At 75.3% G+C, this 26,707-nt stretch carries 9 protein-coding genes; all 9 read right to left on the bottom strand.

Annotated elements, in window-relative coordinates; genetic code table 11:
- Positions 1 to 2 precede the first annotated feature (2 nt).
- The 9 genes from ACFTWP_RS02870 to ACFTWP_RS02910 all read right to left on the bottom strand — a co-directional run bounded on the left by ACFTWP_RS02870 (position 3) and on the right by ACFTWP_RS02910 (position 26,694).
- Complete coding sequence (locus tag ACFTWP_RS02870) at positions 3 to 1,775, bottom strand: dipeptide ABC transporter ATP-binding protein (protein ID WP_380261956.1); 1,773 nt, start codon at positions 1,773 to 1,775, stop codon at positions 3 to 5.
- A complete protein-coding gene (locus ACFTWP_RS02875; RefSeq protein ID WP_380261958.1) occupies positions 1,772 to 2,740 on the bottom strand; it encodes an ABC transporter permease in 969 nt (322 codons plus the stop codon). Before ACFTWP_RS02875 ends, ACFTWP_RS02870 begins: the two co-directional genes overlap by 4 nt.
- A 4-nt stretch (positions 2,741 to 2,744) precedes the next feature.
- Complete coding sequence (locus ACFTWP_RS02880; RefSeq protein ID WP_380261960.1) at positions 2,745 to 3,683, bottom strand: ABC transporter permease; 939 nt, start codon at positions 3,681 to 3,683, stop codon at positions 2,745 to 2,747.
- A gap of 1 nt (position 3,684) precedes the next feature.
- The gene (locus ACFTWP_RS02885) at positions 3,685 to 5,346 is read right to left on the bottom strand and encodes an ABC transporter substrate-binding protein (protein ID WP_380261962.1); all 1,662 of its coding nucleotides are present in this window, start codon (positions 5,344 to 5,346) and stop codon (positions 3,685 to 3,687) included.
- 128 nt (positions 5,347 to 5,474) lie between these two features.
- Positions 5,475 to 5,879, bottom strand: coding sequence for a nuclear transport factor 2 family protein (locus tag ACFTWP_RS02890; protein WP_380261964.1), 405 nt, complete (start codon positions 5,877 to 5,879; stop codon positions 5,475 to 5,477).
- A gap of 167 nt (positions 5,880 to 6,046) precedes the next feature.
- Positions 6,047 to 6,469 (bottom strand): ester cyclase, encoded by a 423-nt coding sequence (locus tag ACFTWP_RS02895; protein ID WP_380261966.1) that lies wholly within the window; start codon positions 6,467 to 6,469, stop codon positions 6,047 to 6,049.
- 130 nt (positions 6,470 to 6,599) lie between these two features.
- Positions 6,600 to 7,367 (bottom strand): SDR family NAD(P)-dependent oxidoreductase, encoded by a 768-nt coding sequence (locus ACFTWP_RS02900; RefSeq protein ID WP_380261968.1) that lies wholly within the window; start codon positions 7,365 to 7,367, stop codon positions 6,600 to 6,602.
- Positions 7,352 to 13,453, bottom strand: coding sequence for a type I polyketide synthase (locus tag ACFTWP_RS02905; protein ID WP_380262148.1), 6,102 nt, complete (start codon positions 13,451 to 13,453; stop codon positions 7,352 to 7,354). Before ACFTWP_RS02905 ends, ACFTWP_RS02900 begins: the two co-directional genes overlap by 16 nt.
- A gap of 173 nt (positions 13,454 to 13,626) precedes the next feature.
- The gene (locus tag ACFTWP_RS02910; RefSeq protein ID WP_380261970.1) at positions 13,627 to 26,694 is read right to left on the bottom strand and encodes a type I polyketide synthase; all 13,068 of its coding nucleotides are present in this window, start codon (positions 26,692 to 26,694) and stop codon (positions 13,627 to 13,629) included.
- Between the last annotated feature and the right edge of the window lie 13 nt (positions 26,695 to 26,707).

Genomic DNA, 26,707 nt, shown 5'->3' on the forward strand with positions numbered 1-26,707 from the left:
TGTCAGCTCCTCAGCAGGTTGCCACCGGGGACGGCCGCGAGCAGGTCGCGGGTGTAGTCCTCGGCCGGGTTCGAGAAGACCTCGCTCACCTCGCCGGTCTCCACCACGCGGCCGCCCTTCATGACGACCACGCGGTCGCTGACATGGTGCACCACTGCGAGGTCGTGGGAGATGAACAACAGGGCCAGATTCAGGTCATGTTGTAGATCCGCCAGCAGATCGAGGATCTGCGCCTGGACCGAGACGTCGAGCGCCGAGACCGGCTCGTCGCAGACCACCACGTCGGGCTCGGGCGCGAGGGCGCGGGCGATCGCCACCCGTTGGCGCTGGCCACCGGAGAGTTCGGCCGGCCGGCGCTCCAGCAGAGTGGCCGAAAGGCCCACCCGGTCGAGCAGTTCGGTGACCCTGGCCCGGCGCGCCCGCCCGCGCGGGACCCCGGCCCTGGCGACGGCCTCGCCGACCACCCGCTCCACGCCGAAGCGCGGGTCGAAGGAGCCCAGCGGGTCCTGCTGGACCGCCTGGATGCGCAACCGGGCGGCCCGGCGCCGCCGTTCGGGAACGCCGCTCCACGGCTCGCCGGCGAAGCGCACGGTGCCGGCGTCGGGTTCCAGCAGGCCGAGGACGATCCGGGCCGCGGTGGTCTTGCCGGAGCCGGACTCCCCCACCACCCCCAGGGTCTCGCCGGCCCGCAGGGTCAACGAGACCTCCCGGACGGCGTCGTAGGTGCTGCCGTCCGGCCCGCGGAAGCGCTTGGAGATCCGCTCGGCCTCGATCAGCACCGGCCGCTCCGGCTCCGACTCCGGCTCCCTGGCGCGCAGCCGGACGGGCTCCGGCGGCAGGCCGGCCTGTTCGCCCGGGTGCCAGCACAGGGTGCCCTGGTCGTCCGGCGCCGGCAGGGAGGCCAGGCAGCGGTCGTCGGCGGCGGCGCAGCGCGTCGCGTACGGGCAGCCGTCCGGGCCGGCGGCCGGCCGGGCCGCGGGCGGCGCGGCGAGCCGGGTGCCCTTGGCCCGGGCGACCGGCACGGCGTCCAGCAGCGCCCGGGTGTAGGGGTGCCGGGGGTCGGCCAGCACGGCGGCGGTGGGGCCGGTCTCGACGATCCGGCCGCCGTACATCACCGCGACCCGGTCCGCGAGCCTGGCCACCACGGACAGGTCGTGGCTGATCAGCAGCAGTGCGGTGCCCTGCTCCTTGAGCCGGCCCAGCAGGTCGAGCACCTGGGCCTGCACGGTGACGTCGAGGGCGGTGGTGGGCTCGTCCGCGATCAGCAGTTCGGGCCCGCCGGCGATCGCGGAGGCGATCAGCGCCCGCTGGCGCAGGCCTCCCGACAGCTGGTGCGGGTACTGGGCGGCCCGGCGCCCGGCGTCCGGGATGCCGACGTCCTCCAGCAGGCCGAGCACCCGGGGGCGGGTCTCGGCGCGGGTCAGCAGGCGGTGGGTGAGCAGCGGTTCGGCGACCTCGGCCCCGACGGTGCGCAGCGGGTCCAGGGAGACCAGCGCGTCCTGCAGGACGAGCCCGATCCGGCGTCCGCGGACGGCGCGCCACTCGGTCTCGGTGAGCGCGGCGAGGTCGAGGCCGTCGAAGTCGAGCACCCCGGCGGTGATCGCGGCGGTGTCCCCCGCCAGGCCGACCAGGGTGCGGGCGGTGACGCTCTTGCCGGAGCCGGACTCGCCGACGATCGCCAGGCACTCGCCGCGGTCCAGGGTGAAGGAGACGTCCCGGACGGCTCCGACCGCCCCGAAGGAGACGTCCAGGCCGCCGACGCGCAGCAGAGTCATCGGGTGGTCCTCCTGGTGAAGCGGGCCTGCGCCCGGCGGCCGACGGCGTTGACGACGAGGGCCGTCAGGGTGATCGCGGCGCCGGGGAAGACCCCGATCCACCAGGCGGTGGCGAGGAAGCCGCGCCCCTGGGAGAGCATCGCGCCCCACTCCGGCGAGGGCGGTTCGGGCCCGAGGCCGAGGAAGCTGAGCCCGGAGGCGGCGATCAGCGAGGACCCGAACCCGACGGTGGCGAGGACCAGCATCGGGCCGAGCGCGTTCGGCAGCACGTGCCGGACGATCAGCAGGGGTCGCGGCAGGCCGAGTCCGACCGCCGCCTCCACGTAGCCGGAGCGGCGCACCACCAGCGTCTCGGCCCGCACGATCCGGGCGTAGCCGGGGATGAAGGCGATGGCGATGGCCACCGTCACGTTGCCCGAGCCGGTGCCGAGCACGATGACGGCGAGCAGTGCGAGCAGGATCGGCGGCAGGGACAGCAGGATGTCGGCGAGCCGCATCAGGGCCTGGTCGGCGTACCGGCCGCCGAGGGCCGCCGCGACGCCGAGGACGGCGCCGCCGGCCACCGCGAGCAGGGTGGCGCCGATGCCCAGCAGCAGCGAGGGCCGGGCGCCGTAGAGCACCCGGGCGAACAGGTCCCGGCCGAGCTGGTCGGTGCCGAACCAGTGCTCGGCGCCGGGTGCGGCGAACGCGTGCACCGGGTCGGTCTCGATGGGCGAGGTGCCGGTGAACAGGCCGGGCGCCAGCGCGGCGAGCGCGATCAGCGCGAGCACGGCGGAGGCGAGGACCAGGGTGGGACGGCCGGACGCGCGCGGCGACCGGCGGCGGGGGCGGACCGCGGGCGGCGGCGGGGCGTTGTCGGGTGCCGTGGCGTTGTCGGGTGCCGCGGCGGTGTCGGGCGCCGCGGTGTCGGAGTCGGGTACCGGCGGAGCGGTGTCGGGCGCCGGGGCGGTGTCGGGTGAGCTCATGTGATCAGCCGGTCCTCAGGCGCGGGTCGATGACGGTGTACAGCAGGTCCACCAGCGTCGACAGCACCACGAAGACGAGGGCGGAGAGCAGGACGACGCCGATGACCAGCGGCATGTCCTTGTTGGTGGTGCCCTGCAGGGTGAGCGCGCCGATGCCCGGGCGGGCGAAGACGGTCTCCACCAGCACCGCCCCGCCCAGCAGCGAGCCGGTCAGCCAGCCGACCAGCGTCACCAGCGGTACGGCGGCGTGCCGCAGGGCGTGCCGCAGCCGCACCGCGGTGACGCTCAGCCCGCGGGAGCGGGCGGTGAGCGCGAACGGCTGGCCGAGCGCGGCCTCCAGCCCCTCCCGCAGCACCTGGGCGAGCACGCCGGTCAGCGGCAGCGCCAGGGTGAGCGCGGGCAGCACGAGGGCCGAGAGGTCCTGGTCGCCCGCGACCGGGAAGACCCGCAGCTGGAAGGAGAAGGCGGTGAGCAGCAGGATGCCGATCCAGTACGGCGGGCTGGACACCGTGAGCAGCTCCAGCAGGGTGGCGACGGCCCGCAGGGCGGGCCGGCGGCCGGCCGTCGCCACCGCGGCGGTCACCGCGAGGACGACGGCCAGCGCCAGCGCGGCCAGGGCGAGTTGGACGGTCGGCCAGAGCTGCTCGGCGATCAGGTCGGCGACCGGCCGTTGCAGCTGGTACGACTCCCCGAAGTCGCCCCGGACCAGGTTGCCCAGGTAGTGCAGGTACTGCAGGGCCACCGGCTGGTCCAGCCCGTACTGCGCCCTGATCTGCGCCTTGATCTCGGGGGTCGCCGCGGTGCCCGGGCCCAGCATGACCGTCACCGGGTCGCCGGGGATCAGCTGCAGGGCCGTGAAGGCGACCGTCGCGGCGCCGAGGAGTACCGCGGCGGCGCCGGCGAGCCGCTTGGCGACGGCGCGGAACAGGGGTGCGGGCGTCATGTCACTTACCGAGCCAGGTGTCGTAGAAGTTCAGCCAGGTGTTCGGGTCGGAGCGCAGGCCGTGCACGTTGCTGCCGGCGCCGGCCACCGCGGTGCGGACGTAGAGCGGCACGAACAGGGCCAGGTCGATCGCGCGCTTCTGGGTCTTGGCGTAGACGTCCTGGCGGACCGCCTTGTCCAGGGTGGCCTTGCCGGCGTCGGTCCAGGTGTCGAGGTCGGCGTCCTTGTAGAAGGTCGCGTTCTGGCCGCCCTTGCGGGGGTCGCTGGCGCTGTTGAAGTAGAGCCGCAGCACGTCCGGTTCGAAGCGGGCCCAGCTGTAGTCGGCGATGCCCTCCTCGCCGGCGTAGACCTTCTTGATGTAGGTGCCGATGTCCAGCCGGGGGCGGGTGATCTCGACGCCGATCTTCTTCAGGTCGGCCTGGATGGCGGTGCCCAGGGTGTCGCGCTGGTCGCGGACGTACTCGGCGGGCATCAGCGGCCACTCGATGGTGAGCCGCTTGCCGTCCTTGGTGCGGTAGCCCTCGGCGTCACGGGTCGTCCAGCCCGCCTGGTCCAGCAGCGAGTTGGACTGGGCCTGGTCGTACGGCCAGCTCTTCTCCAGCGAGGCGTCGTAGTACGGCGTGGTCGGGGAGATCGGGCTCCAGGCGCGCTCGTACACGCCGAAGTAGACGCTCTTGATGTCGGTGTCCACGTCGATGCCGCGCTGGATGGCCTTGCGGACCAGCGGGTCGCCCAGCGGCGCCTGGGTGGTGTTGAGCACCAGGCCGTAGTTGGCGCCGGGGGTGGCCTTGGTGATCAGCTGGATCCGCGAGTCGGCCTTGAGCGCCTTGACGTCGGCCGGCGGCACGGCGTCGGCGACCTGCACCTGGCCGCTGTTCAGCGCGCCGATCCGGACGGAACTCTCGTTGAGGAAGCGGACGGTGAGCTTGTCGAGGTAGGGCGCGCCCTGGTGCCCGGAGCCTTCGGGGGCCCAGGCGTAGGCGGGGTTCTTGGTGAAGACCGCGCTCTGGCCCTTGGTGTAGCCGCTGAAGACGAAGGGGCCGGTGCCGATGTCGACCGCGCCGCCGGAGCCGAGCTTGGAGCCGTTCTCCTTGATGGTGGCCGGCGAGTAGAAGCCCAGGAAGGGCGTGCTGGCCGCCTGGAGGAACGGCGCGAACGGCTCGGAGAAGTTGACCTTCACGGTGTGCGGGTCCAGGACGTCCGTGCCGGTGTACGGGCCGAGCAGGCTGGAGGCGTACTGCGACTTGGTCTCCTTGGCCACGATCCGGTCGAAGTTGATCTTCACCGCCTCGGCGTCGAAGACCGTCCCGTCGGTGAACTTGACGTCCTCGCGCAGGTGGAAGGTGTAGCTCTTGAGATCGGGGGCGATCTCCCAGGTCTTCGCGAGCCAGGCGTGGAACTCGCCCTTGTCGTCCTGCCGGACGAGCGAGTCGAAGACGTTGCGCTGGATGGCGCCGGTGATGTCCTGCGAGCTGGCGTGGATGTCGAAGGACACCGGCTCGGTGTCCACCGCGTAGGTGAGAGATCCGCCCTCGACGGGCTTGGCCGCGGCGTCGCCGCCGGAGCCGGCCGAGCCGGCGCCGGAGGCGCACCCGGCGAGCAACAGGGTCCCGGCCGCGGCGGCGGCGATCAGGGCGGACGGTCTGCGGACAGATCTGGGCATGCCGGTGACTCCGTAGGTCTCAGGGGACTGTGCGTCGGGGGGATGATCAGAAACTAGCGATCCGCGGATCGGCGCCGCACCCCTAGCGGGCCCCTAGCGAACCCTTAGAGCGACCGGCCCGGCCCGGATCAGCCCAGACCGGGGAGCGGGTAGCGCGGGACGGACCGGCGGTGGGCGATCCGCCAGCCCTGCGCGGTCAGCGCCAGGACGTCGAAGTAGTCGCCGTTGTGCACGCTGCCGTCGGGCAGGACGGCCAGGTAGCGGCTGCGGGCCCGTACGGTGCCGTCCTGGTCGACCGACAGCACGGTGTCCAGGGTGTGGTGGTCCGGCGAGTTCGCACCCAGGTTCCGGTTGAACGCGCGGATGGCGTCCAGCCCCCGGAAGACCGACCCGGTGCGGGCCAGCTCGATCACGCCGTCCTCGGTGAAGACCTGGCCGAGCGCGTCGACCTCGCCGTTGTCGAAGACGTGCGCGAAGAGCGCGAACAGGCTCCGGATCTGCACTTCCTGATGAAACGTCAGTTCCTGTGTCATGGTGACTCCTCGTTGCCGGCGGGACGCGGGTGATGGTGGGCAGGAGAACGCCCGGCCGGGTGGGGCCGGCCGGGCGGCGGTGCCGGGGTGGGGGCGTGGGGGGTGTCAGGACGGAGGATGTCGGGAGGTGGGGCCCGACGGGCCGTACGGGGCGGCGGCGGCCGGGGTCAGTGCGCCGCGCCGGCCAGCTGGGTGATGATGCCGAGGCGGTCGGGCAGCACGTTGTAGCGGACCACCCGGCCGTCCCGGATGGTCAGCGTGCTGATGCTGAAGCCGCTGAACGGCTTGCCGGTGGCCGGCACTCCGAAGACCGGGCCCGCGTGGGTGCCCTCGATCCGCCAGAAGGCGATCACCCGGTCGTCCTCGGCCACCAGGTCCTCGACGGTGGCGCGGACGTCGGGGACATTGGCCCAGAGCACCCGCAGGTGCCCGACGAAGTCCTCCCGGGTGCCCGATCCTCCGGGGCCCACCACGGTCTCGTCGGCGGCGTCCTCCGCGATCAGCTCCTCCAGCAGCTCGATCCGCTGCTCGCTGACCAGCTCGTGGTAGTAGCGGCGGACCAGGGCCTTGTTGTCCTCGATGGTGCTCATGACTCTCCTAGGCGATCGGATGGCTGGACGGATGTCCGGGGTGGGCGGGGGTCGGACGGTTGGTCCGGGGTGGGGCGGTCGGTGCGGGGTGGGGCGGTCGGTGCGGGGTGGGGCAGGTGCTGCGGGACGGTCAGGCCGTACGGGCGGGCGGCGGCGGCAGGATGCCGCCGTTGGCGCTCAGTCCGCCGTCGACCGGCACGGTCACCCCGGTCACGTACGAGGCGGCCGGCGAGGTCAGGAACCAGATCACCTCGGCCTGCTCACGGGCCGCCGCCCAGCGCTGGGCCGGGATCCGGCTGGTGATCAGCCGGGAGAACTGCGGGTCGGCGACCTGGCTGCCGGTCATCGCGGTCACCGTCCCGCCGGGCGCGATGGCGTTGATCCGGATCTGCTCGGCGGCGTAGTCGATCGCGGCGGCGCGCACCAGGTTGATCACCGCGGCCTTGGTCGCGTTGTAGCCCCAGGTGCCCGGGTCGCCGCGCAGCCCCGAGACCGAGGAGGTCGCCACGATGGACCCGCCGCCGGCCGCCCGCAGTGCGGGCACCGCCGCCCTGATGCCCAGCGCGACGCCGCGAACGTTCACCGCGAACAACCGGTCGAAGCGCTCGATCGAGCCGGGCGACTCCAGCGGGCCCGCCCCGCCGATGCCGGCGTTGAGCACCGCCGCGTCCAGCCGCCCGAACCGCTCCAGGGCGAGCCGCACCGCGCCGACGTTCGTCTCCTCGGTCGAGACGTCGCCCACCAGCGTCGCCACCCCGTCCAGCTTCGCCAGCACGTCGAGGCCCTGCTCGTCCACGTCGACCGCGACCACGCTGTGCCCGCGCTCGGCGTACAGCCGTACCGTCGCCTCGCCGATACCGGATGCCGCGCCGGTGACCAGAACTACCGGGTTGACCATTCCTGCTCCTTCTTGTCGATCCACTGCCGGACGGCGTCCGCAGTCGTCGGGGTGTGCTGCTCCAGCAGCGTGAAGTGGTCGCCGGGGACGTCGACCACCTCGTGCGGGACGGGCCAGTACGCCCGCCAGTCGAAGCGGCCGGTCGGGTCGACCACCGTGCCGCGCAGCGGGGTGTCCGCCCGCAGCGACAGGATGGGTGCCGCGATCGGCTCGGGCTTCCAGTCGGCGAAGACGGTGTTGTAACCGCCCATCGAGGTCAGGCTGGCATCGCTCCAGACCATGTCGTACTGCTCGATCCGGTCGAGCATGCCGCTGAGCATGGCCGTCAGCCACCAGTCGCCCATGCCCTCCCGGACGGCGCTGTCGATCGGGTAGGCGTCGATCAGCGCCAGGCCGGCCACCGGGCGGCCCTCGCGCTCCAGCCGGTCCGCCACCGCATGCGCGACGCAACCGCCCATCGACCGCCCCACGATCACGAACGGCCGCTCGTCGCCGAGCAGTTGCCGGACGCTGTCGACCTGCATCCGCAGGTAGGTGTCGAGGTCGTCCGGCAGCCGGTCCTCCGGCGCCCACCCGGGCGAGGGCAGCACGAACACGTCCCGCTCGCCCTGGAACCCGTGCCCGAACCGGGCGTACTCGTGCGGCCCGGAGATGGCGCTCAGCGCCGGGAAGCAGACCACGGCCAGCTCGCCGTCGCCGGAGGCCAGCCGGATCGGCGCCGGGGTGTGGGCGGCGCGCTCCTCGGCCGGGAACCGGGTCCGCAGCGCGGAGGCGACACCGATCAGGGCGGAGGCCTCGGCGAAGCTGCCCTGCGCGGCGAGCGCGCGGTACAGCGCGGAGAGCGGGTGCTGCGGCTCGGCGGCGGGCGCCCCGGCCGGGCGCGGAGCCGGCTGCTCGGCCGGCTCACCCAGCAACTCCCGCAGGTGCGTGGCGAGTACGGCCGGGGTCGGGTGGTCGAAGGTGACCGTCGGAGGCAGCCGCAGGCCGGTCTGCGCGGTGAGGCGGTTGCGCAGTTCGACGGCGGAGAGCGAGTCCAGCCCCAGGTCGTTGAACGGACGCCCCGCGGTCACCGATTCGGTGTCCGCCCCCAGTACACCGGCCACCTCGACCCGCACCAGCTCCAGCAGGACGGCCTCGCGCTCCGGTTCGCCGAGCCCCGCGAGCCGGGCCGGCAGGCTCGACTCCCGGGTGGCGGCCGCCCGGGCCACCCGCCGGCCGGGCCGGACGAGCCCGCGCAGCAGGGCCGGCACGGGCTGCCCGCCGCGCTGCACGGCGGCCAGGTCCAGCGGCGCCGGCACCAGGTAGGGGGTGTCCAGCAGCGCTGCGGCGTCCAGGAGTTCGCCGCCCTGCCGGTCGGAGATCAGCCGGACGCCGGCCCGGGCCGCGCGCCGCAGGTCGGCCTCACCCAGGTGGGCGGTGACGCCGCTGGCCCGGGCCCACTGGCCCCAGGCGAGGGACTGCGCGGGCAGGCCCTCGGCACGCCGGTGGACCGCCAGCGCGTCGAGGAAGGTGTTCGCCGCCGCGTACGAACCCTGGCCCGGCCCACCGAAGACGGCCGCGACGGAGGAGTAGAGGACGAAGGCGGCCAGGTCCGGGTTGTCCCGGGTGAGTTCGTGCAGGTGCCAGGCACCGTCGGCCTTCGGACGCAGGACGGTGTCCAGCCGCTCCGGGGTCAGCGCCCCGATCACGCCGTCGTCCACCACACCGGCCGTGTGCACCACCGCCGTCAGCGGATGCTCCACCGGAATCCCCGCCAGCACCGCCGCCAACGCCTCCCGGTCCGCACCGTCCGCCGCCGCGAACGACACCCGCGCACCCAGCTCCGCAAGCTCCGCAGCCAACTCGACAGCCCCAGGAGCCTGTTCACCACTACGCGAGACCAGCAGCAGATGCCGCACCCCGCGCTCCACCACCAGATGCCGCGCCAGCACACCACCCAGCACACCCGTCCCACCGGTGATCAACACCGTGCCCGCCGGATCCCACGGACGGGCGGCCGCCTCGGCCGGAACCGTCCGGGCCAGCCGGGGCACCCACACCGTCCCCGCACGGACGGCGAGTTGGGGCTCCTCGGCGGCGATCGCGGCGGCCACCGCGGCCGGCAGCGCGTTCACCGAGTCGGGGTGCTCGTCCAGGTCCAGCAGGAGGATCCGCCCCGGGTGCTCGGCCTGCGCGGAACGCAGCAGGCCCCAGACCGGGGCCAGGCCCAGGTCGGGCCGCTCGCCCTCGGCCACCGCGACCGCGCCACGGGTGACCACCACCAGCCGGGAGGCCTGCCAACGCTCCTCGGACACCCACTCCTGGACCAGCGCCAGGGCCTCGCCGAGCGCCGCCCGGGGCTCCCGGCCGGCGTCGAGGCCGACCGCGAGCCAGGGACGGCTCTCGGCACCGGGCTCGACCGAGCCGAGGCCGGGGTAGGGCCCGGCTCCCGGCACCGCCGCGGTCGGGCCCGCGGCCGGCGGGAGGACCGCCCAGTCCAGCCGGAAGAGCGCGTCCGGGTGGGCGCCGGGGGCCGGCTCCAGCTGCGCGGCCGACACCAGCCGGGCGCGCAGCGCCTCCACCGAGGCGACCGGGGCCCCGGACTCGTCGGCGACCTCCACCGAGATCGCCTCCGCCTCGGTGTAGCGCAGCCGCACCCGCAGCGCGGCGGCGCCCGCCGCGTGGAGCCGGACACCCGTGTAGGCGAAGGGCAGCCGGCTGAGGCCGGCCGGGGTGTCGGACAGGCCGTGGTGGGCGGTGACGTGCACGGCCGCGTCCAGTAGCGCGGGGTGCAGTCCGAACGCGCCGGCCTGCTCGCGCTGGCCCTCCGGGAGGGCCACCTCGGCGTAGAAGGTGTCGCCGTCCCGCCAGGCGGCGCGCAACCCCTGGAACGCGGGCCCGTAGGCCAGTCCGGCGGCGGCGAGGTCCTGGTAGACGTCGTCCACCGGGAGTTGTTCGGCGCCGGCGGGCGGCCAGGCGACCAGGTCGAACGCGGCCTGCTGCGGGGCGGCGGGCAGGAGGCTGCCGGAGGCGTGCCGCTGCCAGGGGCCGTCGGCGCTGCGGGAGTGCACGGCGACCGGGCGGGCGCCGCTCTCGTCGGGCGCGCCGGCGGAGACCTGGATCTGCACGGCCTCGCGCTCGGGCAGGACCAGCGGGGTCTCGATGACGAGCTCGTCCAGGGAGCCCGCGCCGACCTCGTCGCCGGCCCGGATCGCCAGCTCCAGCAGGGCCGTGCCCGGGACGATCACGGTGCCCTGGACGGCGTGGTCGGCGAGCCAGGGGTGGGTGCGCAGCGAGAGGCTGCCGGTCAGCAGCACGCCGTCCGAGTCCGGCTGCGCGACGACCGCGCCCAGCAGCGGGTGCGCGGGGGCGCCGAGGCCGAGGCCCGCGGCGTCCGCGGACTGTGCGGAGCCGGGCTCCAGCCAGTAGCGGCGCCGCTGGAACGGGTAGGTGGGCAGATCGACCCGGCGGGGCCGGGCGGCGGCGAACAGCGAGGTCCAGTCGACGGTGCGACCCTGGACGTGGATCCGTCCGAGTGCGGTCAGGGCCGTCTCGGTCTCGGGCCGGTCGCGGCGCAGGGCGGGGACGGCGACCGGGTCGGTGAGGGTCTCCTGGACCAGGGCGGACAGCGTGCCGTCCGGCCCCAGCTCCACGAACGTCGTCACACCGTTCGCGTCCAACTCCCTTACCACATCGGCGAAACGCACCGCCTCACGGACATGCCGCACCCAGTACTGCGGATCCGTGATCTCCTGCGCCGAAGCGACCCGACCCGTCAGATTCGACACCACCGGAATCCGCGGCGCAGCGAACGACAACGAAGCCGCCACCGCACCGAACTCCGCCAACATCCCGTCCATGTGCGCCGAGTGGAACGCGTGACTCACCCGCAACCGCCGCGTCCGACGACCCTCAGCAGCGAAACCCTCCCCGAGCGCCACCACCGCGGCCTCGTCACCCGACACCACCACCGACGACGGCCCGTTCACCGCCGCCACCGACACACCCTCCGACAGCGCCGCCAGCACCTCCTCCTCCGACGCCTCCACCGCCACCATCGCCCCACCCGACGGCAACGCCTGCATCAACCTCGCCCGCGCCGCCACCAGCACCGCCGCATCCGCCAACGACAGCACCCCCGCCACATGCGCCGCCGACAACTCACCGATCGAATGCCCCGACACGAAGTCCGGCCGCACCCCCCACGACTCGAACAACCGGAACAACGCCACCTCGACCGCGAACAACGCCGGCTGCGTCAACCCCGTCTCGTTCAACCCCGCACCCGACTCGACCACCTCGGCCAACGACACACCCAGCAGCGGATCCAACTCCGCCGCCACCGCCCCGAAAGCCTCCGCGAAAACGGGATAGGCCTCGGCCAACTCCCGTCCCATGCCGATCCGCTGACTGCCCTGCCCGGTGAACAGGAACGCCAGCGACCCCGCCCCCGCCGCCGAACCGGTCAGTCCGCCGCCGGTCGCCGTCGCGTCCAGTCCGGCGAGGTAGCCGGCGCGGTCCCGGGCGACGACCACCGCCCGCTCGTCCAGCCGGGCGCGGGAGGTGGCCAGGGTGAATCCGACGTCCGCCAGCCCGAGCCCGTCATCGGCGTGGACCCGCTCCGCCAGCCGGGCGGCCTGCTCCCGCAGCGCCTCCGGCGTCCGCGCGGACAGCACCCACGGGCGCGGCACCCCGGTGTCGGCCGCCGCCGGGGGCGCCGGGGCCTGCTCGGCGGGCGACTCCTCCTCGGCGTCCGGGGCCTGCTCGATGACCACGTGCGCGTTGGTCCCGCTGGCGCCGAAGGCCGAGACCCCCACCCGGCGCGGGGCCTCGCCCTGCGGCCACGGCCGGGCCTCGGTCAACAGCCGGACGGCGCCCGCCGACCAGTTGACGTACGGGGTCGGCTCCTCGGCGTGCAGGGTCTTGGGCAGCACGCCGTGCCGGATCGCCTGCACCGACTTGATCACACCGGCCACCCCGGCCGCGGCCTGGGTGTGGCCGATGTTGGACTTCAACGAGCCCAGCCAGAGCGGCTCCTCGGCGGGCCGGTCCTGCCCGTAGGTGGCCAGCAGTGCCTGCGCCTCGATCGGGTCACCGAGCGAGGTGCCGGTGCCGTGCGCCTCCACCGCGTGGACGTCGGCCGCCGTCAGCCGGGCGTTCTCCAGCGCCTGCCGGATCACCCGCTGCTGGGCCGGACCGCTGGGCGCGGTGAGGCCGTTGGACGCGCCGTCCTGGTTCACCGCCGAACCGCGCAGCACCGCCAGCACCTGGTGCCCGTTGCGGCGTGCGTCGGAGAGCCGCTCGACCAGCAGCAGGCCCACGCCCTCCGCCCAGCCCGTCCCGTCCGCGCCGGCCCCGAAGGCCTTGCAGCGGCCGTCCGCCGACAGGCCGCGCTGCCGGGAGAACTCCACGAAGCCCTGCGCGCTGGCCATCACGCTCACCCCGCCGGCGAGCGCCAGGTCGCTCTCGCCCGAGCGCAGCGACTGCGCCGCCAGGTGCAGGGCCACCAGCGAGGAGGAGCAGGCCGTGTCCACCGTCACCGCCGGGCCCTCGAACCCGAAGGTGTACGAGATCCGCCCGGAGGCGACGCTGTCCAGCCCGCCGATGCCGAGGTAGCCCTCCAACTCGCCCGGAGCGTCGTGGAGTCGGGGGGTGTAGTCGCCGCCGGCAATGCCCGCGAAGACCGCCGTCCGGCTGCCCCGGAGCCCGGTCGGGTCGATGCCGGCCCGCTCGAAGGCCTCCCAGGCGGTCTCCAGCAGCAGCCGGTGCTGGGGGTCCGTGGCGAGCGCCTCGCGCGGGGAGATGCCGAAGAACTCGGCGTCGAAGTCGGCCACCGTGTCGAGGAATCCGCCGTGCCGGGTGTACGAGGTGCCGGTGTGGTCCGGGTCCGGGTCGTAGAGGCCGGCGAGGTCCCAGCCGCGGTCGTCCGGGAACTCGGAGACCGTGTCCACGCCGCCCGCGACGACCTGCCAGAGATCCTCGGGCGAGCTGATCCCGCCGGGGAGCCGGCAGGCCATGCCGATGATCGCGATCGGCTCCCGACGGCCGGACTCGACCTCCTGGAGGCGCTTCTGGGCCTGCCGGGCGTCGGCGAGTGCCCGCTTCAGGTACTCGCGGAGCTTCTGGTCGTTGGACATTACTGCCTCTCACATCTCACGTCGGGCACAGCACACTTCGGGATGGGGCTGCGGGATGGGGCTGCGGGGTGGGGCCGGTCGGGTACGGCTGTGGGGTACGGCCCGGCCGGGCCGCCTCGGAGGGGCGGCCCGGCCGGCCGCGCTCAGGCGTTGCCGTCCATCAGGGCGAACAGCTCCTCGTCGGTCGCGGAGTCCAGGTCGAGTTCGCCGTCCGCCGAGAGCAGGCCGTCACCGGTGTCCCAGCGGTCCACCAGGGCCCGCAGGCGGGCCAGGACGGAGTCGCGGTCCTCGTCGCCGCCGCCCGGCACGGCCAGCGCCTCCTCCAGCGCCGAGAGCGAGGCCAGTACCGTCAACGGCGCCGACTCCTCTCCCACGGAGGGCAGTTCCGCCAGGACGTAGGCGGCGACGGCCGCCGGGGTCGGGTGGTCGAAGACCAGCGTGGCGGGCAGCTCCAGGCCCGTCGCGGCCCCGATCCGGTTGCGCAGCTCGACCGCGGTCAGCGAGCTGAGCCCGAGGTCGCGGAACGCACGGTCCGCCGCCACGCCGGCGGCGCCGGTGTGGCCGAGCACCACGGCCGCCTCCGCCCGCACCAGTTCCAGCAGCGCCGGCTCGCGCTCGTCCGCCCCCAGAGCGGCCAGCCGGCCGAGCCAGGCCGGTTCGGCCGGGGCGCCCGGCAGCACCTGGGCCTGACCGGGCACGGAGCTGACCGTCGTGTTGGTGACGGTCGCGTCCAGCCAGTAGCGCTGCCGCTGGAAGGCGTACGTCGGCAGCTCCACCCGGCGGGCGCCGGAGCCGGCGAAGACGGCCGGCCAGTCCACCGGCACGCCGCGCACGTACAGTTCGGCCGCCGAGGTGAGGAAGCGGTCCAGGCCGCCCTGGTCGCGGCGGAGCGAGCCGACCGCCGCCGTGCCGCGGGCCGCGCCGGCCGACTCCAGGGTCTCCTGGAGCGGGACGGTGAGCACCGGGTGCGGACTGGCCTCGACGAAGGTGCTGAACCCCTGCGCGGCCAGCGCCCGGGTGGCCTCCTCGAACCGGACGGTCTCGCGCAGGTTGGTCACCCAGTACTCCGCGTCCAGCCCGGCCGTGTCGAACCAGTCGCCGGTCACCGTGGAGAGCAGCGGCACCGTGCCGGTGCGCGGCCGGACGGGTGCCAGCAGGGCGAGCAGTTCCTCCCGCAGGTCGTCGACCTGGGCGGAGTGCGAGGCGTAGTCCACCTGGACCAGCCGGGCCCGGACGGCCTGCGCCCGGTACTCGGCGACCAGTTCGGCCAGCGCGTCCGGTTCGCCGGACACCACCACCGAGGACGGGCCGTTGACCACCGCGACGGAGAGCCGGCCGGACCAGCGGGCGATCCGCTCGGCGACCTCGGCGGCGGGCAGCGCGACCGAGGCCATCCCGCCGCGCCCGGAGAGGGCGAGGATCGCCCGGCTGCGCAGCGCGACCACCCGGGCGCCGTCCTCCAGGGTGAGGCCGCCCGCCACCACGGCGGCGGCGATCTCGCCCTGGCTGTGGCCGACCACCGCGTCGGGGCGCACCCCGTAGGACTTCCACAGTTCGGCGAGCGAGACCATCACCGCCCAGAGCACCGGCTGCACCACGTCCACCCGGTCCAGGCCGGGGGCGCCGTCCGCGCCGCGCAGCACGTCCAGCAGCGACCAGTCGGTGTGCGGGGCGAGGGCGGCGGCGCAGGCCTCGATCCGGTCGGCGAAGACCGGCGCGGTGTCGAGCAGTTCGAGCGCCATGCCGGCCCACTGCGAGCCCTGGCCGGGGAAGACGAAGACCGTCCGGCCGGCGAGGTCCGCGGTGCCCCGCACCAGGCCGGCGGCGGAGTCGCCGCGGGCCAGGGCGGCCAGGCCGGCCGGGTCACCGATCAGCACCGCCCGCTCCTCCAGGGCGGCCCGGGTGGTGACCAGGGAGTACGCGGTGTCCACCGGATCGGCGACGACCGGGTGACCGGCGAGCCGGTCGGCCTGGGCCTGGAGCGCCTGCGGGGTCCGGGCGGACAGCACCCAGGGCAGGACCGGCGGGGTGGCCCGCCCGGCCGGCTCCGGCGCGGGCTCGGGGGCCTGCTCGATGATGACGTGCGCGTTGGTCCCGCTCACGCCGAACGAGGACACCCCGGCCCGGCGCGGGCGGCCGGTGCTCGGCCAGTCCCGTGCCTCGGTGAGCAGTTCGACCGCGCCGGCCGACCAGTCCACGTACGGCGAGGGCTCGTCCACGTGCAGGCTCTTCGGCAGGACGCCGTGCCGCAGCGCCTGCACCATCTTGATCACGCCGGCGGCTCCGGCGGCGGCCTGGGTGTGACCGATGTTCGACTTCAACGAGCCCAGCCAGAGCGGCTCCTCGGCCGTCCGGTCCTGCCCGTAGGTGGCCAGCAGCGCCTGCGCCTCGATCGGGTCGCCCAGCGTGGTGCCGGTGCCGTGGCCCTCGACGGCGTCCACCTGCGCCGGGCTGAGCCCGGCGTTGGCGAGCGCCTGCCGGATCACCCGCTGCTGGGCCGGACCGCTGGGCGCGGTCAGACCGTTGGACGCACCGTCCTGGTTGACGGCGGAGCCGCGGACCACGGCCAGCACCCGGTGCCCGTTGCGGCGCGCGTCGGAGAGCCGCTCGACCAGCAGCAGGCCCACGCCCTCGGCCCAGCCGGTACCGTCCGCCGCCCCGGCGTACGCCTTGCAGCGCCCGTCGGCGGAGAGCGCCTGCTGCCGGCTGAACTCCACGAAGGTGGTCGGCGTGGACATCACCGCGACGCCGCCCGCGAGGGCGAGGTCGCACTCCCCCGAGCGCAGCGACTGCGCCGCCAGGTGCAGGGCCACCAGCGAGGAGGAGCAGGCGGTGTCGACGGTGACCGCCGGGCCCTCGAACCCGAAGGAGTACGAGATCCGCCCGGAGGCGACGCTGCCGGCGGTGCCGTTGCCCAGCCAGCCCTCCAGCTCCGCCGGGATCTCCCGCACCCGCGGGGCGTAGTCGTGGTACATCACGCCGGCGAACACGCCCGTCCGGCTGCCGCGCAGCGCGTTCGGGTCGAGGCCGGCGCTCTCCAGCGCCTCCCAGCCGGTCTCCAGCAGCAGGCGCTGCTGGGGGTCGGTGGCGAGCGCCTCGCGCGGCGAGATGCCGAAGAACTCGGCGTCGAACTCGGCGGCCCGCTCCAGGAATCCGCCGTGCCGGGTGTAGGAGGTGCCGGGGACGGTCGGGTCCTCGGAGTAGAGCGCCTCCAGGTCCCAGCCCCGGTCGTCGGGGAACTCCGAGACGGCGTCCCGGCCTTCGGTGACCAGCTGCCAGAGCTCGTCCGGCGAGGTGACCCCGCCGGGCAGCCGGCAGGCCATCCCGACGATGGCGATCAGGTCGTCCTCCGGCCGTGCGGCGGCCGGGACGGCGACCGCGGCGGCCGGCGCGGGGGCGCTGCCGAGGAGCTCCCCGCGCAGGTGGGCGGTGAGCGCCTGCGGGGTCGGGTGGTCGAACACCAGGGTCGCCGAAAGTCGGAGCCCGGTGGCCGCGTTGAGCCTGTTGCGCAGCTCGACGGCGGTCAGCGAGTCCACCCCGAGCGAGGTGAAGGACTTGCCGGCGCCGACCGCCGCGGCGCCGGTGCCGAGCACGGTGGCGACCTCGGTCCGGACCAGCTCCAGCAGGGCGGCGTCCCGCTCGGCGTCGCCCGGCAGGGCGGCGAGCCGCTGCGCGAGCGAGGTCTGCGCGGCGGCGTCCACGCCCGCCCGGGCGGCCCGGCGGGCGGGTCGCACCAGCCCGCGCAGCAGTGGCGCGACGGGTTCGCCGGCCGCGGCGAGCGCGGCCAGGTCGAGCGGGGAGGGCACCAGGACGGGTGCCTGGGAGCGCAGCCCGGCGGCGTCGAACAGCTCGGCCCCCTCGGTCGAGGAGAGCGGACGGATGCCGAGCCTGGCCAGCCGCGCCAGGTCGGTCCGGCTGAGCCGGCCGGTGATGCCGCTGGCCTGCTCCCACTGGCCCCAGGCGAGGGACTGCGCGGGCAGGCCCTCGGCGTGCCGGCGGGCCGCCAGCGCGTCGAGGAAGGTGTTCGCCGCCGCGTAGGCCGCCTGCCCCGGCGAGCCGAGCACTCCGGCCACCGAGGAGTAGAGGACGAAGGCGGCCAGGTCCGGGTTGTCCCGGGTGAGTTCGTGCAGGTGCCAGGCACCGTCGGCCTTCGGACGCACGACGGTGTCCAGCCGCTCCGGGGTCAGCGCCCCGATCACGCCGTCGTCCACCACACCGGCCGTGTGCACCACCGCCGTCAGCGGATGCTCCACCGGAATCCCCGCCAGCACCGCCGCCAACGCCTCCCGGTCCGCACCGTCAGCCGCCGCGAACGACACCCGCGCACCCAGCTCCGCGAGCTCCGCAGCCAACTCGACAGCCCCGGGCGCCTGTTCACCGCTACGCGAGACCAGCAGCAGATGCCGCACCCCGCGCTCCACCACCAGGTGCCGGGCCAGCACACCACCCAGCACACCCGTCCCACCGGTGATCAACACCGTGCCCGCCGGATCCCACGGACGTCCCGGCGTCTGCGCGGCGCCCACCCGTGCCAACCGCGGCACGTGGACGGCACCGGCGCGCAGCGCGAGCTGGTTCTCGCCGGCGGCCAGGGCGGCCGCCACCGCCTCGGACAGCAGGTCGGACGAGGCGGGGGCCTCGTCGAGGTCCAGCAGCAGGAAGCGGTCCGGGTTCTCGGTCTGCGCGGAGCGCAGCAGGCCCCAGACCGAGGCCGCCACCGGGTCGGGGCTCTCGCCCTCGGTCACGGCGACCGCGCCGCTGGTGACCACCACCAGCCGGGAGTCGGCCCAGCGCTCGCCGGCGAGCCACTCCTGGGCGAGCGCGAGTGCGCTGCCGAGGGCCTCCCGGACCAGGACCGGGGTGTCCGCCCCCACGGGGGACGGCCCGGCGGCGCGGACGGCGACCCACTCGGGGGTCTCGCCGGCCGGGTCGGGCCCCGTCAGGTCGGCGTGGACGGGCCGGCGCGGCGTGTCCGTCCCCGTCAGGGGCAGGGCGGACCACTCCACCGCGAACAGCGAGTCGCCCTGCACCGGCTTCGGCGCGGCGAGCCGGTCGGCGGTCACCGCCCGGGTGACCAGCGAGCCGATCGAGACCACCGGCCGGTCGGCGGCGTCGGTGGCCAGGAGGGCGAACTCCTCCGGGCCCGCGACGGTCAGCCGGACCCTCAACTCGGCCGCGCCGGCCGCCTGCAGGTCCACACCGCGGTAGGCGAACGGCAGTCGGCTCCCGCCGCCGGGCACCTCGGACAGGCCGGGCAGCTGGAGGGCGGCGTCGAGCAGCGCGGGATGCAGGCCGAAGCGGTCGGCCTGCTCGCGCAGGCCCTCCGGCAGGGCGGCCTCGGCGTAGAAGGTGTCACCGTCCCGCCAGACCGTCCGCAGCCCGCGGAACGCCGGACCGTACGCCAACCCGGCTTCGCCCAGGGCCCGGTAGACCTCGTCCACCGGGAGTTGTTCGGCGCCGGCGGGCGGCCACGCGCCGAGGTCGAACGCGACCTGCTCCGACGCCGGTCGCAGGGAGCCGGAGGCGTGCCGCTGCCAGGGGCCGTCGGCGCTGCGGGAGTGCACGGCGACCGGGCGGGCGCCACTCTCGTCGGGCGCGCCGGCCGAGACCTGGATCCGGACGTCGCCGCGCTCGGGCAGGACCAGCGGGGTCTCGATGACGAGCTCGTCCAGGGAGCCCGCGCCGACCTCGTCGCCGGCCCGGATCGCCAGCTCCACCAGTGCCGCGCCCGGCACGATCACGGTGCCGAGGGCGACGTGGTCGGCGAGCCAGGGGTGGGTGCGCAGCGAGAGGCTGCCGGTCAGCAGCACGCCGTCCGAGTCCGGCTGGGCGACGACCGCGCCCAGCAACGGGTGCGCGGCGGTGCCGAGGCCGAGGCCCGCGGCGTCGGCGCCGCGGGCGGAGCCGGGCTCCAGCCAGTAGCGGCGCCGCTGGAACGGGTAGGTGGGCAGATCGACCCTGGCGGGACGGGCGCCCTCGAACAGGGCCGTCCAGTCGACCTGGTGACCGCGTACGTGGACCTGGGCGAGCGCCGTGACCGCGCTGACCGCCTCGGGCGCGTCGCGGCGCAGGGCGGGGACGGCGACCGGGTCGGTCAGGGACTCGCGCACCAGGGCGGACAACGTGCCGTCCGGCCCCAGCTCCACGAACGTCGTCACACCGTTCGCATCCAACTCCCTTACCACATCGGCGAAACGCACCGCCTCACGGACATGCCGCACCCAGTACTGCGGATCCGTGATCTCCTGCGCCGAAGCGACCCGACCCGTCAGATTCGACACCACCGGAATCCGCGGCGCAGCGAACGACAACGAAGCCGCCACCGCACCGAACTCCGCCAACATCCCGTCCATGTGCGCCGAGTGGAACGCGTGACTCACCCGCAACCGCCGCGTCCGACGACCCTCAGCAGCGAAACCCTCCCCGAGCGCCACCACCGCGGCCTCGTCACCCGACACCACCACCGACGACGGACCGTTCACCGCCGCCACCGACACACCCTCCGACAGCGCCGCCAGCACCTCCTCCTCCGACGCCTCCACCGCCACCATCGCCCCACCCGACGGCAACGCCTGCATCAACCTCGCCCGCGCCGCCACCAGCACCGCCGCATCCGCCAACGACAGCACCCCCGCCACATGCGCCGCCGACAACTCACCGATCGAATGCCCCGACACGAAGTCCGGCCGCACCCCCCACGACTCGAACAACCGGAACAACGCCACCTCGACCGCGAACAACGCCGGCTGCGTCAACCCCGTCTCGTTCAACCCCGCACCCGACTCGACCACCTCGGCCAACGACACACCCAGCAGCGGATCCAACTCCGCCGCCACCGCCCCGAAAGCCTCCGCGAAAACGGGGTACGAGGCGGCCAACTCGGTGCCCATCCGTACCCGCTGACTGCCCTGCCCGGTGAACAGGAATGCCAGCGACCCCGCCCCCGCCGCCGAACCGGTGACGACTCCGGGGGCCGATTCACCCAGCGACAGCGCCCGCAGGCCGGCCGGGTCGCCGACGACGACGGCCCGCTCCTCCAGCGCGGCCCGGGTCGAGACCAGCGCGTACCCGGTGTCCACCGGGTCGGCCCCGCCGGCCAGGTGGTCGGCGAGCTGCCCGGCCCGGGCCCGCAGGGCCTGCGGGGTGCGCGCGGAGAGCACCAGCGGCAGGACCGCCGGCGCCTCGGCGGGCGGCTGCCCGCCCTGCTCGGCCGGGAGTTCGGGGGCCTGCTCGATGATGACGTGGGCGTTGGTGCCGCTCACGCCGAAGGCGGACACCGCGGCGCGGCGCGGCCGGTCCAGCTCGGGCCAGTCCTGGGCCTCGGTGAGCAGCCGGACGCTGCCGGCCGACCAGTCGACGTGCGGCGAGGGCGCGTCCACGTGCAGGGTCTTGGGCAGCACGCCGTGCCGGATCGCCTGCACCATCTTGATCACACCGGCCACCCCGGCCGCGGCCTGGGTGTGGCCGATGTTGGACTTCACCGAGCCGAGCAGCAGCGGCCGTTCGGCCGGGCGCCCCTGCCCGTAGGTGGCGATCAGGGCCTGCGCCTCGATCGGGTCGCCCAGCGTGGTGCCGGTGCCGTGCGCCTCCACCGCGTCCACGTCGCCGGCGCCCAGGCCGGCCACGGCCAGCGCCTCGCGGATCACCCGCTGCTGCGAGGGGCCGCTCGGCGCGGTCAGGCCGTTGGACGCGCCGTCCTGGTTCACCGCCGAACCGCGCAGCACCGCCAGCACCTGGTGCCCGTTGCGGCGCGCGTCGGAGAGCCGCTCGACCAGCAGCAGGCCCACGCCCTCCGCCCAGCCGGTGCCGTCCGCCGCCGCGGCGAAGGCCTTGCAGCGGCCGTCGGCCGACATGGCGCGCTGGCGGGAGAACTCGACGAAGGTGGTCGGCGTGGACATCACCAGCACGCCGCCGGCCACCGCCAGGTCGCTCTCGCCCGAGCGCAGCGACTGCGCCGCCAGGTGCAGGGCCACCAGTGAGGAGGAGCAGGCGGTGTCGACGGTGACCGCCGGGCCCTCGAACCCGAAGGAGTACGAGATCCGCCCGGAGGCGACGCTGCCCGCGTTGCCGATGCCGAGGTAAGCCTCCAGTTCGTCCGGGACCCGCTGCGCGGTGGTCGCGTAGTCGCGGCCGGAGATGCCGGCGAAGACGCCGGTCCGGCTGCCGCGCAGCGCCTCGGGGTCGATGCCGGCCCGCTCGAAGGCCTCCCAGGTGGTCTCCAGCAGCAGCCGCTGCTGGGGGTCTATGGCCGGGGCCTCGCGCGGCGGGATGCCGAAGAACTCGGCGTCGAAGTCGGCCACCGTGTCGAGGAATCCGCCGTGCCGGGCGTAGGAGGTGCCGGGGCGGTCGGGGTCCGGGCTGTACAGGCGCTCCAGGTCCCACCCGCGGTCGTCCGGGAACTCGGTGAGGGCGTCGACCCCGTCGCTGACCAGCCGCCAGAGGTCCTCCGGCGAGGCGACCTGGCCGGGGTAGCGGCAGGCCATGCCGACGATGGCGATCGGGTCGTCGTCCACCGGCCGGCCGGCCGCCGGTACGACGGGCGCGGCGGCCTCGGCGCCCCACAGTTCACCGGCCAGCCAGTCGGTCAGCGCGGCGGGCGTCGGGTGGTCGAAGACCAGGGTGGCGGGCAGCCGGCGACCGGTGGCGGCCCCCAGGCGGTTGCGGAACTCGACGGCGGTCAGCGAGTCGAATCCCTGGTTGCGGAAGGCCTTGGCCGGGTCGACGGCCTCGGCGGAGCGGTGGCCCTGGACGGCGGCGGCGGTCGCACGGACCACGGTCAGCAGCCCGCGCCGGCGCTCGGCGGCCGGCAGGGCGGCCAGCCGGGCGGCCGGGTCGTCGCCGGCCGGGGCGTCCTGGGTCCGCGCCGGATCCTGCCGGACGCCCGGGAGTTCGGCGGCCAGCGGGTGGGTGCGCCCGCGGTAGAAGACCGGCCAGTCGACGTCGGCGACCACCAGGTGGGACTCGCCGTGGTCGAGGATCTGGCCGAGCACGGCGACGGCCGGCTCCGGCGGCAGCGAGACCAGCCCGTGCCGCAGCAGCTGGGCGTCGGCGCCCGCGTCCGCGATGCCGGCGCCGGCCCAGTGGCCCCAGGCCACCGAGGTGGCGGGCAGTCCGGCGGCGGTGCGCTGGGCGGCGAGCGCGTCCAGGTAGGCGTTGCCGGGGGCGTAGTTGGCCTGCCCGGGGATGCCGGAGAGGCCCGCCACCGAGGAGAACAGCACGAAGGCGGAGAGGTCCAGCCCGGCGGTCAGCTCGTGCAGGTGCCGGGCGGCGCCCACCTTGGCGCGCAGCGCCAGGTCGAGCTGCTCGGGGGTGAGGGTGGGGATCAGGCCGTCGTGCAGCGCGGCGGCCGTGTGCACGACCGCGCGGAGCGGGTACTCGGCGGGGACGGCGGCCAGCACCGCGGCCAGTTCGGCGCGGTCGGCGACGTCGGCGGCGGCGAAGCTGACCGCGGTGCCGAGTGCGTCGAGTTCGGCGGCGAGCTCGGCGGCGCCGGGGGCGTCCGCCCCGCGCCGGCTGACCAGCAGCAGGTGTTCGGCTCCGCGGCCGGCCAGCCAGCGGGCGACGTGCCCGCCGAGGGCGCCGGTGCCGCCGGTGATCAGGGTGGTGCCGCGCGGGCTCCAGGGCTCGCGCCCGCCGGCGCCGCCGAGCGGCGCCGGTACCAGGCGGCGGGCCAGCACGCCGGCCGGCCGCAGGGCCACCTCCACCTCGCGGTCGGGGCCCCGGGCCGCCAGCAGGCCGGCGAGGCGCTGCCAGGCGCGCTCGTCCGGCTCCTGCGGGAGGTCGACCAGCCCGCCCCACTGAGCCGGGCTCTCCACGGCGAGGATGGCGCCGAAGCCCCAGACCAGCGCCTGGGCCGGGTCGGTGACCGCGTCCGAGGGGGCGGTGGCGACGGCTCCCCGGGTGGCGAACCAGAGCGGCACGGCGAGGCCGGCGTCGTCCAGGGACTGCGCCAGCGTGACGTTGGCCGCGTACGAGCGGGGGACGGCCTCGAAGGCGGGGTGGCTGCCCTCGGCGAGGGACAGCAGGGAGAGCACGCCGGCGATCGCGCCCGGGCCGGCCGCCGATCGGAGCGCCTCGGCGGCGGCCGCCCGGTCGGTGCCGACCGTGACCGGGACGACACGGGCGCCGCGGGCGGCCAGTTCCCCGCTCAGCGGGGCGATCCAGGCGTGGGCGGTGTGCTCCTCGGGGACGGCCAGCAGCCAGGTGCCGGTGAGCCGGTCGGCCGCCGCGCCCAGGACGGGCCGCCAGCGCACCCGGTGGCGCCAGGCGTCGGCCGCCGAGGCGTTGCGCCGGCGCTCCCACCAGGAGGCCAGTGCGGGCAGCACCGGGCCGATCTGGGTGTCGTCCACGCCGATCGCCTCGGCGAGGCGGCCGGCGTCCTGACCGTTGACGAGGTCCCAGAACGGGTCGTCGGCCGCGCCGGTGCCGGCCGTGACCAGCTGCTCGGGGGACCGCGTGGCGGCCAGCCAGTAGCGCTGCCGCTGGAAGGCGTAGGTGGGCAGCTCGATCCGGCGCGGGTCCGCGCCCGTGAAGGCCGCCGTCCAGTCGACGGCGACACCGCGGACGTACAGCTCGGCCACCGAGGTCAGCCAGCGGGTCCGGCCGCCCTGGTCGCGGCGGAGCGAACCGGTCACGGCCGCGGCCCGCACGCCCGCCGACTCCAGGGTGTCCTCGATCGCGCCGGTCAGCACCGGATGCGGGCTGACCTCGACGAAGACGGTGTGCCCGTCGGCGACGAGGGCGCGGGTGGCCTCCTCGAAGCGCACGGTGCGGCGGAGGTTCTCGAACCAGTAGGCGGCGTCCAGGGCGGCGGTGTCCTGCCAGTCCCCGGTGACGGTGGAGACCAGCGGGATCTCACCCGCCCGCGGACGGACCGGGGCGAGCAGCTCGGCGAGTCGGCCGCGCAGCGGGTCGGTCTGCGCCGAGTGCGAGGCGTAGTCGATGGCGACCGGGCGGACCCGGACCCCCTCGGCGGTGTACTGCTCGGTGAGCTCGGCCAGCGCGTCCAGGTCGCCCGAGACCACCACCGAGGACGGGCCGTTCAGCACGCCGATGGAGAGCCGGCCGGCCCAGGCGGCCAGCCGCGGCTCGACGGCGGCGAGCGGCAGCGGGACGGCGACCATGCCGCCCTTGCCGGAGATGGTGGCCAGGGCCTGCGCCCGGAGGGCGACGATCCGGGCCGCGTCCTCCAGGGTCAGGGCGCCGGCCACGTAGGCGGCGGCCACCTCGCCCTGGCTGTGGCCGACCACGGCGTCGGGGCGCACCCCGTAGGACTTCCAGAGTTCGGCGAGGGAGACCATGACGGCCCACAGGGCGGGCTGCAGGACGTCCACGCGGTCCGGGTCGGGTCCGCCCTCGGCGCCGTGCAGCACGTCCGGCAGCGACCAGTCCGTCCAGGGCGCCAGGGCGGCCGCGCAGGCCTCGATGTGCGCCGCGAACACCGGCTCGGTGGCGAGGAGTTCGGAGGCCATGCCGGCCCACTGGGAGCCCTGGCCGGGGAAGACGAAGACCACCTTGCCGTCCGCGTCGGCCCGCCCGCGCACCACCCCGGGGACGTCCTCGCCCTCGGCGAGGGCCCGCAGGCCGGCCGGGTCGCCGCCGATCACCACGGCGCGCTCCTCCAGGGCGGCGCGGGTGGTGGCCAGCGAGAAGGCGGTGTCCAGCGGGTCACCGCCGGCCGCCAGGCCGTCCGCCACCCGGGCCGCCTGGGCGCGCAGCGCCTCGGGGGTACGGGCGGAGACCGCCCAGGGCAGCACCGCCGGGGCCTCGGCGCGCGGCCGGTCGCCCTGTGCGGCGGGCTGCTCGGGGGCCTGCTCGATGATGACGTGGGCGTTGGTGCCGCTCACGCCGAAGGCGGAGACCGCGGCGCGGCGCGGCCGGTTCAGCTCGGGCCAGTCGCGGGCCTCGGTGAGCAGTCGGACGGTGCCCTCGGACCAGTCCACGTGCGGGGACGGCTCGTCCACGTGCAGGCTCTTCGGCAGCACGCCGTGCCGCAGCGCCTGCACCATCTTGATCACACCGGCGACCCCGGCCGCGGCCTGGGTGTGGCCGATGTTCGACTTCAACGAGCCGAGCCAGAGCGGCCGTTCGGCCGACCGGCCGGACCCGTAGGTGGCGATCAGGGCCTGCGCCTCGATCGGGTCGCCGAGCCTGGTGCCGGTGCCGTGCGCCTCGACCGCGTCCACGTCGCCGGTGCCCAGGCCGGCGGCGGCCAGCGCCTCCCGGATCACCCGCTGCTGCGAGGGGCCGCTGGGAGCGGTCAGCTGGCTGCTGCGGCCGTCCTGGTTGACGGCGGAGCCGCGCAGGACGGCGAGCACCGGATGGCCGAGGCGCTGCGCGTCGGAGAGCTTCTCCAGCACCAGGACGCCCGCGCCCTCGCCCCAGCCGGTACCGTCCGCGGCGCCGGCGAAGGGCTTGCAGCGGCCGTCCGGGGCCAGACCCCGCTGGCGGCTGAACTCGATGAACATGCCGGGCGCGGCGAGCACCGTCGCGCCGCCGGCCAGCGCCAGCGAGCACTCGCCCGAGCGCAGTGCCTGGGCGGCGAGGTGCACGGCCACCAGGGAGGAGGAGCAGGCGGTGTCGACGGTGACCGCCGGGCCCTCCAGTCCGAGGGTGTAGGCGATCCGGCCGGAGGCGACGCTGGTGGTGGTGCCGGTGAGCACGTACCCGTCGGTCTTCTCGGCCGGCAGGTGGTGCAGGCTCGGACCGTACTCCTGGGCGATGACGCCGGCGAAGACGCCGGTGCGGCTGCCGCGCAGCGCCTCGGGGTCGATCGCGGCGTGCTCCAGCGCCTCCCAGGCGGTCTCCAGCAGGATCCGCTGCTGCGGGTCCGCGGCGAGCGCCTCGCGCGGCGAGATGCCGAAGAAGCCGGCGTCGAACTCGCCCGCGTCGTAGAGGAATCCGCCCTCCCGGGCGTAGGTGCGGCCGGGCCGGTCCGGGTCGGGGTCGTACAGGTTGTCCAGGTCCCAGCCGCGGTCGGCGGGGAACGGACCGACCGCGTCGCGCTCCTCGGTCACCAGCCGCCACACGTCGTCCGGGGTACGGACCTCGCCGGGCAGGCGGCAGGCCATCCCGACGATCGCGATCGGCTCGTCACCGGTCTCCTGCGGCTGCGACTTCGCCTCGGCCTCGGCCAGTCGGCGGCGGGTCTGCTGCAGCTCGGCGGCGACCCGGTTGAGGTAGTCGCGGAGCTTCTCCTCGTTGGTGGTCATGTGGTGTCGCCTC

It is taken from the genome of Kitasatospora sp. NPDC057015 (assembly GCF_042673745.1).
In the GTDB taxonomy this organism is placed as follows: Bacteria; Actinomycetota; Actinomycetes; order Streptomycetales; family Streptomycetaceae; genus Kitasatospora.